The organism is Aequorivita viscosa (assembly GCF_900106795.1).
GTDB classification, from domain to species: domain Bacteria; phylum Bacteroidota; class Bacteroidia; order Flavobacteriales; family Flavobacteriaceae; genus Aequorivita; species Aequorivita viscosa.
Genome location: NZ_FNNS01000022.1, coordinates 48,666 through 62,140, shown reverse-complemented (window position 1 = coordinate 62,140; position 13,475 = coordinate 48,666). Strand labels below are relative to the sequence as shown.

Annotated in this window: 14 protein-coding genes; 10 read left to right on the top strand and 4 right to left on the bottom strand. The window is 37.4% G+C overall.

The window, feature by feature from the left end; genetic code table 11:
* The 5 genes from BLW28_RS12455 to BLW28_RS12435 form a co-directional block, all read left to right on the top strand.
* Positions 1-223, top strand: a 223-nt coding sequence (locus BLW28_RS12455; protein WP_143036877.1) for an integrase core domain-containing protein, incomplete at its 5' end; no start/stop codon positions are given.
* Positions 224-329: 106 nt separating this feature from the next.
* Positions 330-1,001 (top strand): sensor histidine kinase, encoded by a 672-nt coding sequence (locus BLW28_RS12450; RefSeq protein WP_083540782.1) that lies wholly within the window; start codon positions 330-332, stop codon positions 999-1,001.
* Between the two features lie 110 nt (positions 1,002-1,111).
* Complete coding sequence (locus BLW28_RS12445) at positions 1,112-1,951, top strand: response regulator transcription factor (RefSeq protein WP_073220416.1); 840 nt, start codon at positions 1,112-1,114, stop codon at positions 1,949-1,951.
* A 187-nt stretch (positions 1,952-2,138) separates the two neighbouring features.
* Entirely contained in the window at positions 2,139-2,492 is a 354-nt protein-coding gene (locus BLW28_RS12440) for a hypothetical protein (RefSeq protein ID WP_073220418.1), read from the top strand.
* A 464-nt stretch (positions 2,493-2,956) separates the two neighbouring features.
* On the top strand, positions 2,957-3,211 hold the full coding sequence (locus tag BLW28_RS12435; protein ID WP_073220420.1) for a hypothetical protein: 255 nt from the start codon (positions 2,957-2,959) through the stop codon (positions 3,209-3,211).
* A gap of 123 nt (positions 3,212-3,334) precedes the next feature.
* Here BLW28_RS12435 and BLW28_RS12430 read toward each other — a convergent pair whose 3' ends face one another.
* The gene (locus BLW28_RS12430; RefSeq protein WP_073220423.1) at positions 3,335-6,109 is read right to left on the bottom strand and encodes an outer membrane beta-barrel protein; all 2,775 of its coding nucleotides are present in this window, start codon (positions 6,107-6,109) and stop codon (positions 3,335-3,337) included.
* Positions 6,110-6,311: 202 nt separating this feature from the next.
* Here BLW28_RS12430 and BLW28_RS12425 point away from each other — a divergent pair, with 202 nt between their 5' ends.
* Positions 6,312-6,944, top strand: a complete 633-nt coding sequence (locus BLW28_RS12425) for a YczE/YyaS/YitT family protein (RefSeq protein ID WP_073220425.1) — start codon at positions 6,312-6,314, stop codon at positions 6,942-6,944.
* Positions 6,945-7,032: 88 nt separating this feature from the next.
* Here BLW28_RS12425 and BLW28_RS15785 read toward each other — a convergent pair whose 3' ends face one another.
* Both BLW28_RS15785 and der read right to left on the bottom strand, forming a co-directional pair.
* Positions 7,033-7,209 carry a hypothetical protein gene (locus BLW28_RS15785; RefSeq protein ID WP_159431777.1) on the bottom strand — a complete coding sequence of 59 codons (177 nt, stop codon included), beginning with the start codon at positions 7,207-7,209 and terminating at the stop codon, positions 7,033-7,035.
* Positions 7,210-7,405: 196 nt separating this feature from the next.
* Positions 7,406-8,713 (bottom strand): ribosome biogenesis GTPase Der, encoded by a 1,308-nt coding sequence (gene der, locus BLW28_RS12420; RefSeq protein WP_073220429.1) that lies wholly within the window; start codon positions 8,711-8,713, stop codon positions 7,406-7,408.
* Positions 8,714-8,812: 99 nt separating this feature from the next.
* Between der and BLW28_RS12415 the strand changes: the two genes are divergently transcribed.
* Positions 8,813-9,304 carry a GTP-binding protein gene (locus BLW28_RS12415; RefSeq protein ID WP_073220431.1) on the top strand — a complete coding sequence of 164 codons (492 nt, stop codon included), beginning with the start codon at positions 8,813-8,815 and terminating at the stop codon, positions 9,302-9,304.
* 267 nt (positions 9,305-9,571) lie between these two features.
* Here the strand turns inward: BLW28_RS12415 and era are convergent, their stop codons facing one another.
* Positions 9,572-10,453, bottom strand: a complete 882-nt coding sequence (era, locus tag BLW28_RS12410) for a GTPase Era (RefSeq protein WP_073220433.1) — start codon at positions 10,451-10,453, stop codon at positions 9,572-9,574.
* A gap of 127 nt (positions 10,454-10,580) precedes the next feature.
* Between era and BLW28_RS15780 the strand changes: the two genes are divergently transcribed.
* The 3 genes from BLW28_RS15780 (at position 10,581) to BLW28_RS12400 (ending at position 13,417) form a co-directional block, all read left to right on the top strand.
* The gene (locus BLW28_RS15780; protein WP_159431778.1) at positions 10,581-10,742 is read left to right on the top strand and encodes a C1orf53 family protein; all 162 of its coding nucleotides are present in this window, start codon (positions 10,581-10,583) and stop codon (positions 10,740-10,742) included.
* A 144-nt stretch (positions 10,743-10,886) separates the two neighbouring features.
* A complete protein-coding gene (locus BLW28_RS12405) occupies positions 10,887-12,869 on the top strand; it encodes a urocanate hydratase (protein ID WP_073220435.1) in 1,983 nt (660 codons plus the stop codon).
* An 11-nt stretch (positions 12,870-12,880) separates the two neighbouring features.
* Complete coding sequence (locus BLW28_RS12400) at positions 12,881-13,417, top strand: DUF4136 domain-containing protein (RefSeq protein WP_073220438.1); 537 nt, start codon at positions 12,881-12,883, stop codon at positions 13,415-13,417.
* Positions 13,418-13,475: the final 58 nt, after the last annotated feature.

Here is a 13,475-nt window from a genome sequence, read left to right as displayed (position 1 = left end):
AAAACCAACCCAAAATGCTTTTATAGAACGTTTCAACGGCTCATATAGGCGTGGGGTGCTAAACAAATATATTTTTGAAGACCTACACCAAGTGCGTGAACAAACTCAAATTTGGATGGATGATTATAACCATAAAAGACCACACGATAGCTTAGGGAAAATACCACCAGTAAAATATGCTGAAAACAAACGTGTCGCTGCCGCTAGGCTCATTTTAAAATAAAATGGCTTTAAAGAAACAATATGAAGAGAAAGCCATTCTATTTTAAAACGTAAAAAATTATATATTTGGAAAAACTAACAGTTCTAAATAGGGGAAGCTTACAGGTTTGGCTATCTTTTTTGTGGCCTATCGCAAAAACCAAAAACAGAAACGTGAGATAGAAAAACAGAAAAACCTAGTTGAAGAACTCCAACGCGAACTTCATCATCGTTTAAAAAACAATCTTTCATTCATAGACTTTTTCATCACCCTAGCAAAGGAAAAATTTCCAGATGAAGCGTATAAGGAAAAGTTAAACGAACTTCAAAACCGTATTAATAGCATGTTTGAAGTCCATAAACAATTATTCAAAAAAGAAGATGTTACTAGCGTAAATGCAAAGAAATACATCTCGGTTCTTGCAGAAAATGTAAAGAAAGTATACGACCAACCCAACATTACTTTGAAGAAAAATGTGGAAGCACTCCAATTGCGTGCCGACATTTCTTTTCCAATTGGCTTAATAGTTAACGAATTTATTACCAATAGCTATAAATACGCCTTTCCAAATGGTGAAAACGGAATTATATCTATTTCCTTTTATGAAAAGGCAGGACAATACTGTCTGCAATTGAGTGATACAGGAATAGGACTGCCAATTGATTTTGACATTGACAACTTAAATTCTTTTGGAATGGAAACTATAAAATTATTGACACAGGAATATAAAGGAACTTTTAAGCTAGATGGAAGCAACGGGATGAAAATGGAGATTAGTTTCCCGAAAAACACTGTCTGAAAAAGTCTGCAATCGCAATAAACAACATCGGGAGTAGAGCCCATTAAAATACTTTTTTGCAATTATTGCCTCATAATTCCGAATAGTAATCAAACTTAATCAAGTCTAAAATGAAACCAAAAGCCCACATCCTTATAGTTGAAGACAAAGCTATTTTGTACAAAAGGCTTTCTATGGCCTTAAAGCAAGAGAATTACAGCGTAGACGGTTTTACACCGAGCGTTTCAAAAGCATTAGAGCGAATTCAAGCAAAAATGCCAGATGTTGCTTTGCTTGACATCGATTTAGAAGGCGAAAAGAGTGGAATTGATCTTGGGAAGATATTAGCATTCGACTATAAAATCCCATTTATCTACGTTACCGATTACGATGACAACGAGACTTTTTTTGAAAGTCTTCAAACCGAGCATGAAAATTTTTTAGTAAAGACAAAGCCCCGTTTAGATACCAAGCAAGTGATACGTGCTATTCAGACTGCTCTACATCGCAAGAAGAAAAAAGAAGCATCAAGCTTTAAAGATGGCTTGTTGTGCTTTGCCGATTATATTGGTCAGACAAAAGACTTCAACAGCACACAAGTATCACAAATTCCTATTCCTTTTGAGGAAATAGTCTTAATAACTACCAACTCCACCGAAAAAAACGAGCAGAAATCGCAAGAAAGAGGCAAGCCGTGTTATCACAAATTGAAGACCAATTATACAAGAGTGGAAAACTGGAAACAAAATTCATTTTATCTACCTATCTCCCTGGCCGAGATAATCGGAAAACTGCCGCACAATTTTATCCGCATCAACGAAAGCGAGATTGTAAACCTAAGCCATCACGTTTTGGAAGGACGCATAAACGGCAGCCGACTTAAAATTGGCGACTACATTTGCCACATTTCCAAGACCTATAAACCAGAGGTTGAAAAACGGCTTGAATTGCTTTACCAAAAATTCAAGTAGCGGATTTTCATCTGTTTTGGGTGGGTTTTCATTTTTAGTTTTTTAAAGTGTTTTAATACGAGATATTAGCTTAACGAAGCCTAATTAGGTTTTATGAACTATTCGAATAATTCATGCAAGTTAATGTTGGAAATAAGCCGAAACACCAATAAAAAAGGGAGTAGGCAGTATTAAAACACCTCAAATCATGAAAAAAATAATCGCACTTATAGCCTTTATTTTCGTCGCCAATATTGCATTTTCACAAACCGTTAACGACGTACCTCTTTCTGATATTCCTGCAACGTATGTCCAAATTGTAGGCTCCGGAAAAATGTTCAGCTCCAAACTCAACATTCAAATGGATTTTGGACAGAAAGACAGTATGTGGAGTTCCAAAGAACATGATTTAAAAGACAAGGACGGTAATAAACTAGAATTCAACTCTATGATCGACGCACTCAACTTTATGGAAGAAAATGGGTATGAGTTTGAGACCGCATACACCTTAACCAACAGCAAAGGAAATAGCATTTATCATTTTTTATTGAAAAAGAAATAGAAAGAAACACAAGATATTGTGACATCTGAAATGATTGGGCCAGAAAATTTTATACGTTCCAACTATCTCCATAAAATAGCAACATAAGATAGTTGAATTGAAGATAAATAAATTGAGCTTTAGATTAAAGCCAATTATCCAAAACCATATTACCATCAATTTGGGGAGTTGCTTGGTGGTGTGGTTTTAATTTTTAGAATGGCATCCAAAAAGCAAAGAAGTTTTATGGTAAGCGAGTAGAAATGTTTTGAATTGAAGCCATTGATAAAGCCAATACAGCTAGATTTTCATAACCTAAAAAAGCTCAAGAAGAAAGCACCTTGAGGCACGCTAGCAAACATACAACATATAAGTTCTTCATTTTTTATTTAATTTTACTCGAGCTATCACTTAGTATTCCAAAATTGTAATATAACAGTGGGTCGAGAACTTGGTTTAATCACTTTATAAACACCTAAAACAATATGTTCACTATTCAACTAACTGGAATTCTAAAAAAACTCATTGTAAAAACCATCAATGAGAACAAACATCAATTTTTAGCCAATCCTGAACCCATCGTGGCCAGCGATAATCGGATAAAATTCAATATTCACTTATATGTCGCCAAAGATGCTTCGCTATTGCCAGTACCCGTAGCGCAATTAGACGGATTGTTGCCAGAAGTAAAAGAAAAACTGCCGCCGTATATCGGAATTTCGAATGTGAAGTTCAGCTAGGCTTAAACTTTACCGCCAAGCACACAACTCAGGAGGTTATCGGTTTTGTTTATTAAGCCTTAGCGCACTACGATACGCTAGAACGGTGTTGTTTTATTTTGCAAGGTGTCCAAAAACAAACTCCTAATCAAAATATATCGCACCCCTGCCCGTTTCTCCTTTGCTTCCCAGGGTGTTGAATTTATAACTAAAACCCAGCATAAAATACTGCTCTAAAACTGTGCTCTGGCTGTCTTGGATATAATTTTCAGATGAATATCGACTGGCATTGGTATTTTGATTTAAAAGATCATATACTTTTAATGTTACCGTTCCATTATCCTTTAGCAATGAATATGATAAGGTTGTATTCCAGAACCAAGCGCTTTTTTGAAAGCCATCGCTTATATCTGGATGATAATTGTAATCGATGTCGTTTCGCCATTCAAAATTCTTTGGAACAAAAAGACTTGTTCTAATATTCAAGGAATGGCTCAAGAAGTTTCTGTCTTCAAAAATATTGTCCTCAAAACTGTTTTTGCCAATATCTAAAGTGTAACTCGCTCGAATATCAAAAAGTTTTTGCCACGCTAAAGTAAGATTTACATTAGGACTCACTGAAAAATTCTTGCTTTTGTATTCAACCCCATTATTAAAATTAATATCCTGAGAATAATTATTCCACATTCCAATTCTAGGCGACAGACTAACCAAACTATCTAATTTGTATTTCCTGCCCATAGACATACCTCCATAAAAACTATACTTTCCTTTAACATTCGCGTACGTGGTATTTCGAATATTATTTTCATCGACTATAGTTTTTGGAACTACAGCATCTTCAACCACTTCTGCATTTATGTAGGCATAAAACCCACCCCCCTTTTGAAAATCGTAATTGTTATAATTTAAATATATATAATGACGATTGGATGGATTTAGATCTGGGTTTCCTGTAACGATATTAAGCGGATCAGAAACATCGGTATTGGGAAGCATCTGTTCTATTTGTGGTGCTTCATTCCGAAGGGTGTAACCAGAATAAATTTGACCAGTAGCAGACAATTTCAAATTTCCTCGTGCGTACATTTGCAATGCTTCAAATCGGCTATCAACTTTCAAGCCTGGCCGTAATCCATCTTTACCTTCCAATTCTTGAAAAACGTACCCCACACCCGCATCCAAAGAAGATTTTTCAGTTTTTAAAACTATAGAAGCGTAAGGGATACTTCTGATATTATTGAACGTATAATCTGTGCTTAGAGTAGTATTGAAACTAGAAAATGCCTGAGATATTTCATCAAAATCATATACCGACTTGTCATTCAAATTTTGTTTGTTATCGTAATGATATTTTAAATCCAAGAATAGTTTTTTGGATAATAATGGCAATCGATATGTAGCACTCGCTCCATATTTAGTTTCCTTATTATCAGAATCGGTGTGTTGATTTCTTATCTCTTCGGAAGGCATTTCCCCAAAAATATTTGTTTCACTGTATAGATAATTGTCTCCGGTAATCGTATTCCATTCATTGGTGAAGCTAACTTTCAAAAAACCTCCTGCATCACCGTATTTTTTTGTAACATCTAGTTGATTTTTAAATTTTCGGCTATTTGTTTCATTAAAACTTTCAGAAAGGGCAGTATTTGTCAAGGTTCTATCTTCGTCTAATGAAGAGGATTCATTATATCGCGTGCCTTTTAGCTGCGTGTACGAAATATTAGGTTTGATGTTTATTAAAAAAGTAGAGTCTACTTTTATATCAAAACCCATATTAACAGCGTGGCTATCTGTTTCGCTATTACTAGTATTGTTACTTTCGGTGAAGTAGCGACGGTCGGGCAAAATATTTTCTCTTTGGGTTTTAGAATCGCTGTTGGAATTACTTCCGGAATAAAAATAATCGGCTGAAATATCGGTTTTCTCTTTTATTGCATCTGCGTAATTGGCACCCGCAATTCGGCTGTTTACGATGCCTTCGCCATATCCAAAACTACGGCCATCTATCATAAATGCCCCGGAACTGCTCATGGACATGCTATTCGCATTCCCGAACATTTTTTGGATTTCACCAAAGCTAAAACCAGGGGAATTTATGTTGTTTCCGCCACCTAGCACGCTCAATCTCGTGTCGTTATTAAAATAATTAAAAAGCCCAGCGTATTCAAAGCGTTCGTCGGTTCCTCCTCCTGCTGCTACCCTTCCGAAGATTCCTTTGTTATTTTCCTCTTTAATGGTAAGGTTGATGGTTTTAGATTCTTTATCACCTTCTTCGCCAGTAAAAGCTTCTGACTTTGTTTTGGTATCGACCACCTGCACTTTTTCGATGATTTCCTTGGTCAAATTACGAGTAGCGATGGTTGGATCATTTCCGAAGAAAGGTTTTCCATTTACCAGAATATTGCTTACATCCTTTCCGTTCACTTTTATTTTTCCGTCGGCATCTACTTCGACTCCGGGAAGTTCCTTTAACAGATCTTCTATGGTAGCATCTTTTTTTGTTTTAAAAGAAGCTACATTAAATTCCAAGGTATCTTTTTTTACAGTTACAGGAGCACGAGACCTCACAACTACCTCATCCAGACTTGCAATCGAAAAAGCCAGTGGAATTTTTTCCATATCTTTAACAGCCGTATTTAAATCTACTTCTCTCTGAAAAGATTCATAACCCACAAAACTGATATTCACTCTTGCTTTCTTAACCGAGGTATTGCCTTCCAGTACAAATTTTCCGTTTCTATCGGTAATAGTATAGGTTATTAGTGTACTGTCCCGCAGCGTTTCCATAAACACCGTTGCTGCTTCAAGTGGATTCTGAGTTTCCGCATCTATTAATGTTCCGCTAACTTTAAAGTTTTGTGAGAAAGAATGGGCTGAAATAAAAATAATCAGAAAAAAGGAGAGTAAATGCTTCATTGAATACGGCTGGTATTATTGATTTTCAAAGTAACGAAAAATTCTAGGGATATATTACTGAACACTTTTAAAAAGAAATATTGTATGAATGGGAAAAGAACAGGAATTACAACGCCTAAAGAAAGCATATTTAAAAATTTATTTCATCTTCCAGTCCTGCTATTTTTCGTAGTTTGCGCCTTTAATTTTTCAAAGCTATCAAATGGAAGCTACCACTAAAAAAGGCTGGCGACATAACACAATTCGTTACACTTTTTACTTTACCGGACTGGTTTTTTTCGGACTGGGCGTGGCTGTTTCTGTAAAGGTCAAGTATCTGGGATTGCATCCGTGGGATGTTTTAAACGTAGCGTTATTTGACCATTTTGGATTTAGTATTGGCACGTGGAGTATTGTTGTAGGGCTGCTTTTAATAGGCGTTTCGTTACTAGTAAGCAAGAAATATGTCAATATCGGCACGTTTCTAAACGCCTTGCTTATTGGCCCAATAATGGATTTCTTTCTTTGGATAGATGTTTTACCAGATGCAAGCAACACTTGGACCGACTACCTCCTGCTTCTTTTAGGCATTATAATAATTGGAATGGGCGGCGGATTGTATGTTTCTGGCGGTGTAGGCGCAGGACCGCGAGATGGATTCATGCTCTCTATGTCTGAACGAACGGGATTGTCTGTGAGCAAAGCGCGAATCTTGGTCGAAAGCATCGTGCTGGTTATCGGATACCTTTTAGGAGGCCCCGTTTTTTGGGTGACTTTTATCTATACATTTTTATTGAGTCCCGTGTTTCAGTTTTCGTTGAAATTTTTCCAAAGAGTGCGTTTAAAGATTAGTTAATAATCCAAAAATTAATTACAGTTTTAGGCTTTAGGAGTATGCGACTAGCGCAAATGCATTCTATCCTCTTTATGGATTAAGGTTTTAATTATTTTTCATCTGCTTCCCCATACTTTCGTTGCACTAGCTGTCCGACCCAATACGCTATAAGCGCAGGAAGATATGAAAAGGCAATAAAATCATTGGATGGTAACACTGTAAACATTCCAAGCATAAGGGCTGCCAAACCGAAAAGGAATAGACTATCAACAACTATCTTTTTCATTTTTTTTGATTGAATTTACGAGCAAACCTAATGATTTTTATTAAAAAAAAATTCTACGTTACGTAATCATGCGTTAGGGATTGAAGTGGAAATCCTTTTTGTGAGGCACGAGCAAAAAGATTGTAGCGGAAAGCCCGCCCGTTTGCGAGACACGAAGCAATCGGGAACGCCCAAAACGCTATAACCAATATTTTAATTACTTCTTCCTAAAGTATATCGTAACAGGAACTCCTGAAAAATCAAAATTCTCCCGAACCTTGTTTTCGATAAAACGTTTATAAGGATCCTTTACATACTGTGGTAGATTGCAGAAAAATGCAAAACTCGGATACGGCGTTGGAAGCTGTGTACAGAACTTAATTTTCACGTATTTTCCTTTGTAAGCTGGTGGCGGATAGCTTTCAATAATAGGAAGCATAACATCGTTAAGCTCACTGGTTTTTATTTTTTTGCTTCGGCTTTTATACACCTCAACAGCTGTTTCTATGGCTTTGTAAAGTCGTTGTTTTGTAACGGTAGAGATGAAAACAATGGGGACATCTACAAAAGGTTCGCATTGTTGACGAATATATTTTTCGTAATCCTTTACTGTGCTAGTTTCTTTGTCTTCAACTAAATCCCATTTATTGGCAACAATTACAATTCCTTTATTATTTCGTTGTGCCAACCAAAAGATGTTTTCAACCTGCCCATCGAAGCCCCGTGTAGCGTCAAAAACAAGAATAATAACATCGCAATGTTCTATGGCACGAACACTTCGCATAACGGAATAGAATTCAAGATTTTCCTTCACCTTACTTTTTTTGCGAATACCAGCGGTATCTACAAGGTTGAATTCAAAGCCGAAACGGTTATACTTTGTATCAATACTATCGCGAGTGGTTCCTGCAATGTCGGTAACTATATATCTATCTTCGCCAATTAAGGCATTTATGAAAGAAGATTTTCCCGCATTTGGGCGACCTACCACTGCAAAACGTGGCAATTCGCTATTGTCTTCAGGTTCTTTGTCTGGAAGCGCTTTTACTAAGTCGTCTAGTAAATCGCCAGTTCCACTTCCGCTAATACTTGAAAGTGGATATTGATTTTCAAAACCAAGCGAATAAAACTCTAAAGCGTCGTTCATTCTAGAAGCGGTATCAACCTTGTTGACGGCTAAAAAGACAGGTTTTTTGGAACGTCGTAAAAGTTTGGCTACTTCTTGATCCATTCCGGTAACGCCGCTTTCTACGTCTACCATGAAAATTATTGCGTCAGCTTCATCTATTGCGAGACTCACTTGTTTATCGATTTCAGCTTCAAAAACGTCATCGCTTCCTAGCACATATCCTCCTGTATCAATTAAGGAGAAATCTTTTCCGTTCCAATCGCTTTTTCCATAATGGCGATCTCGGGTAACTCCGCTTACGGAGTCTACAATGGCTTCTCTACGTTGAATTAATCTATTAAAAAAGGTGGATTTTCCTACATTTGGTCTTCCCACAACAGCAACAATGCTCATAATCTTAAATTTAGAACCTATCCATTTGAGATAGGCAACTGCAAAAATAGCTTTTAGTTGTCATAAAAAATAGTATTTTCACGGCTTTTAAAATTCGAACTTATGCAATTATCCAACGAAATAGTCCTTCGTCCAAGATTTCAAATGGAACTTGAAATGCCTTGCCACCAATTGATTGCGCGATTTAAAGAAGAAAAAAAGAAGAATAGCAAATACGGAATTTCCTGCCTAGACGATCACGTGTTTCTGAAACTGCCGAAAAACGAACAGCTTTTTTGGTCGCCTCAGTTACATTTAGAAATCACCGAGGTTTCGGAAAACAAATGCACGCTCCACGGTTTTTTTGGGCCGAATCCTACCGTATGGACGATGTTTATCTTTTTTCACGTAGTAGTTGGAATTCTTTTTATGGCCGATATGATTTGGTTGTACTCCAATTCAAGTTTAGGGAATCCAATTGCGCTACAAATTGGAATTGCAATAGGGCTCGTTGTAGTTTGGATATTGCTTTACATTGCAGGTAGAATTGGCAAGAAAAAAGGTAAGCCTGGAATGCGCGGACTCTACGATTTTATGATGAAAACGATTAGTTGAAACCTTCTTTCTTTCTAGAAAGTGATTTTGGGCTAAAATCCGTTTAAACGAAGAGCGATTCCACAACCCCTGGCTAAACCCACGAGGTTATTCATCCACTCCACACCAAACTTTTAATAAATAACCTCCAGCTTTAGTTGGGGGATAAATGAGCCTGAACAAAAAACGGGCTTTAGCCCAATGCTATACTTCTTTTAACCATCCGTAACTCCATCTCAGTTGGAGAATTGCCCAAAATTTGAAAGGACTAAAATTGGCGTTTTATTTCTAATTGTACCCAAACCTGCGCAATTGCCTTTCGTTGCTACGCCAGTCTTTATTGACTTTTACGTAAAGTTCTAAGTGAATTTGTTTTCCAAAGAATTTCTCCAAATCTTTTCGCGATTCTACTCCTACTCGCTTTAAAGCAGATCCTTTATGGCCAATTATAATTCCTTTTTGTGTTTCGCGTTCCACCATAATAATACTGCGAATGCGGATAATGTTTTCATCTTCAATAAACTCCTCCGTATCGATTTCAACAGAATAGGGGATTTCCTTTTTATAATGTATTAGGATTTTCTCGCGAATGGTTTCATTTACAAAAAAGCGTTCAGGTTTATCGGTTAACTGATCTTTCGGATAAAATGCTGGAGATTCGGGAAGAAGTTCGATTATTCTACTGAAAACTTCAGGTACTCCGAAGTTTTTTAGCGCTGAAATAGCAAAAATTTCCGCATTCGGAACTTTTTCTTGCCATAGTTTGAGTGCTTCGGCGAGCAAGGCTTCATTTCCTTGGTCTATTTTGTTTATCAACAGTAAGACTGGAATTTTTGCATTTTTAATTTTATCAAAAAACTTTTCATCCTTCAGCTCCTTTTCACCCAATTCAACCAAATAAAGAAGAATATCGGCATCTTCAAAAGCAGATTTCACAAAATCCATCATACTTTCTTGCAGTTGATATGCTGGCTTGATAATACCTGGCGTATCACTAAAAAGTACTTGAAAATCATCTCCGTTTACAATTCCGAGAATTCTGTGTCGGGTGGTTTGTGCCTTCGAAGTAATTATGGAAAGTCGCTCCCCTACAAAAGCGTTCATAAGTGTGCTCTTACCCACATTCGGGTTTCCTATAATATTTACGTATCCGGCTTTATGATTTGACATAGCAATTGATTTGTTACAAAATTACGGTTATTTTCAGCGAATTGGTCGTAAATAAATCGCAATCCGCCGAGAATTTGATTTGTTACAATTTACGCACTTTCAATGTTGAAATTCCTATTTTTGTAAAATGCTGTTTCCGAAGAAAAAAATAGAGATAGAAGAAGGAGATTATTACCTCACACCCGAAGGTTATAAATGCTTCACCGAACAATACCACTTAAAACGTGGTTATTGCTGCCAAAGTGGTTGCAGGCATTGTCCGTATGGGTTTGACAGGAAGAAGGGTTAGAGGTTAGAGGTTAGAGATTAGAGATTAGAGATTAGAGATTAGAGATTAGAGATTAGAGATTAGAGATTAGAGAAAATTAAAAAAATAATTTGACAACGCAATAAAGCTTGGCGACTTTGCGGCTTTGCGAGAAAAAACATAAACATGAATTTCAAAGAACAAATACAACAAGGCATTCCTTCAACGCTTCCAGAGAAGAAGGCTTATGATACAACCGTGAATCACGCGCCAAAGCGAAAAGAGATTCTTTCAGAAGATGAGAAAGAACTCGCACTTCGAAATGCACTTCGGTATTTTGAACCAAAGCATCACGCCACACTTCTTCCAGAATTTAAAGAAGAATTAGAAAAATACGGACGCATTTACATGTACCGTTTTCGTCCAGATTATAAAATGTATGCCCGACCCGTAAACGAATATCCAGGCAAAAGCGAGCAGGCAAAAGCAATTATGCTGATGATTCAAAACAATTTGGATTACGCCGTCGCCCAACATCCTCACGAACTCATTACCTATGGTGGAAATGGCGCTGTTTTCCAAAACTGGGCACAGTATCTCCTAACGATGAAATACCTTTCCGAAATGAACGACGAGCAAACCTTGGCAATGTATTCTGGTCATCCAATGGGGTTGTTTCCTTCGCATAAAGACGCCCCACGAGTGGTTGTAACCAATGGTATGATGATTCCGAATTATTCGAGTCAGGATGATTGGGAGAAATTCAATGCGCTAGGCGTTACTCAATACGGCCAAATGACAGCTGGAAGCTATATGTATATTGGCCCACAAGGTATTGTTCACGGAACTACAATTACAGTTTTAAACGGTTTCCGGAAAATTAAAAAGGAACCAAAAGGCGGACTATTTGTAACCTCTGGCCTTGGCGGAATGAGTGGCGCACAACCCAAAGCAGGAAATATTGCTGGATGTGTAACAGTGTGTGCTGAAGTAAATAAAAAAGCTACAAAAACCAGACATTCTCAAGGATGGGTAGATGAAGTAATCTCAGATGTAGACGCCTTGTGTACGCGAGTTAGAGCAGCGGTTTTAAATAGTGAAACAGTTTCAATAGCGTATGACGGAAACATTGTAGATGTATGGGAAAAATTTGCTGACGAAAATATTCAGATTGACCTTGGAAGCGATCAAACTTCGCTCCATAACCCTTGGGCAGGAGGATATTATCCAGCTGGAATGACTTATGAAGAATCTAACAAAATGATGGGTAGCAACCCCGAACTTTTTAAAGAGAAAGTTCAAGAAAGTCTACGCCGACAAGTAAAAGCTATAAACAGACATACTGAAAGAGGCACTTACTTTTTCGACTATGGAAATGCGTTCCTTTTAGAAGCTTCTCGTGCAGGTGCAGATATTCTTTCAGAAGAAAAAAACAAAGAGTTTAAATACCCTTCTTATGTGCAAGACATTATGGGACCAATGTGCTTTGATTTTGGTTTTGGACCATTCCGTTGGGTGTGTGCTTCAGGAAAACCAGAAGATCTTGAAAAAACGGATGAAATTGCAACTGAAGTCCTGGAAAATTTGATGAAAAATTCGCCTAAAGAAATCCAGCAACAGATGCAAGACAATATAACGTGGATAAAAGGTGCTCAGGAAAATAAATTGGTAGTTGGTTCGCAAGCCCGTATTCTATATGCAGATTCCGATGGACGTGTACAAATTGCTTCGGAATTCAACAAAGCTATTTCTGAAGGAAAAATAGGTCCAGTTATTTTAGGGCGAGACCATCACGATGTTTCAGGAACAGATTCGCCCTATCGCGAAACATCAAACATTTATGATGGAAGCCGATTTACCGCAGACATGGCCATTCAAAACGTAATTGGCGATAGCTTCCGTGGCGCAACTTGGGTGAGCATCCACAACGGTGGCGGTGTTGGCTGGGGCGAAGTGATTAACGGAGGTTTCGGAATGGTTCTTGATGGTAGTAAAGACTCACAACAACGTTTGGAAAACATGCTGTTTTGGGATGTAAATAACGGAATTTCACGCCGCAGTTGGGCACGGAATGAAGGTGCTGTTTTTGCAATAAAAAGAGCGATGGAAAACAATCCCCAATTACAAGTTACGCTTCCTAATTATGTTGACGACACATTGTTCAATTAAAAAATAAAACCATGAAAGCATTCAAGTTTTTACCGCTACTACTTCTCTTTGTTTTCACTTCTTGTTCCACCGTTCGTGTGGCTACAGATTTTGACAAGGAAGTAAATTTTAATCAATATAATTCCTTTGCATTTTACAAACCAGGAATTGATAAGGCGAAGATAAACGACTTAGATAAAAAGCGTATCCTTCGTGCAATTGAAAGTGAATTGACGACGAAGGGACTGATAAAATCTGAAATCCCGGATTTGCTCGTTAGCATTTTTACGAAAGAGAGAGAGCGTGTCGATGTGTACAATAACAACTTCGGGTATGGTTGGGGTTGGAATCCATATTGGTACGGCAGTTATAACACTAGTAATGTATCACGTACTGCAGAAGGAACACTGTTTATTGACCTCATTGATGCCAAAACCAATAATTTAGTATGGCAAGGAATGGGAACTGCCGACTTGGTAACTCAAAATATGGAGAAAAAAGAGGAACGAATTCGGGAAATAGTGATGAAGATTTTAGCTGAATATCCTCCAGGAAGTAAGATAAAGTAAAATATCATTGATGTAAAAACTGCTTTGGCTTTAAAGCTATTTCTTTAGCTATTTCCAT

Bases quoted from the DNA above. Each gene is read 5' to 3' on its own strand.
- BLW28_RS15780 (WP_159431778.1), top strand. From the start codon at position 10,581: ATGCTGTTTCCGAAGAAAAAAATAGAGATAGAAGAAGGAGATTATTAC.
- BLW28_RS15785 (WP_159431777.1), bottom strand. From the start codon at position 7,209: ATGAAAAAGATAGTTGTTGATAGTCTATTCCTTTTCGGTTTGGCAGCC.
- era (WP_073220433.1), bottom strand. From the start codon at position 10,453: ATGTCAAATCATAAAGCCGGATACGTAAATATTATAGGAAACCCGAAT.
- BLW28_RS12425 (WP_073220425.1), top strand. From the start codon at position 6,312: ATGGAAGCTACCACTAAAAAAGGCTGGCGACATAACACAATTCGTTAC.
- BLW28_RS12405 (WP_073220435.1), top strand. From the start codon at position 10,887: ATGAATTTCAAAGAACAAATACAACAAGGCATTCCTTCAACGCTTCCA.
- BLW28_RS12435 (WP_073220420.1), top strand. From the start codon at position 2,957: ATGTTCACTATTCAACTAACTGGAATTCTAAAAAAACTCATTGTAAAA.
- BLW28_RS12440 (WP_073220418.1), top strand. From the start codon at position 2,139: ATGAAAAAAATAATCGCACTTATAGCCTTTATTTTCGTCGCCAATATT.
- BLW28_RS12415 (WP_073220431.1), top strand. From the start codon at position 8,813: ATGCAATTATCCAACGAAATAGTCCTTCGTCCAAGATTTCAAATGGAA.
- BLW28_RS12430 (WP_073220423.1), bottom strand. From the start codon at position 6,109: ATGAAGCATTTACTCTCCTTTTTTCTGATTATTTTTATTTCAGCCCAT.
- BLW28_RS12445 (WP_073220416.1), top strand. From the start codon at position 1,112: ATGAAACCAAAAGCCCACATCCTTATAGTTGAAGACAAAGCTATTTTG.
- BLW28_RS12400 (WP_073220438.1), top strand. From the start codon at position 12,881: ATGAAAGCATTCAAGTTTTTACCGCTACTACTTCTCTTTGTTTTCACT.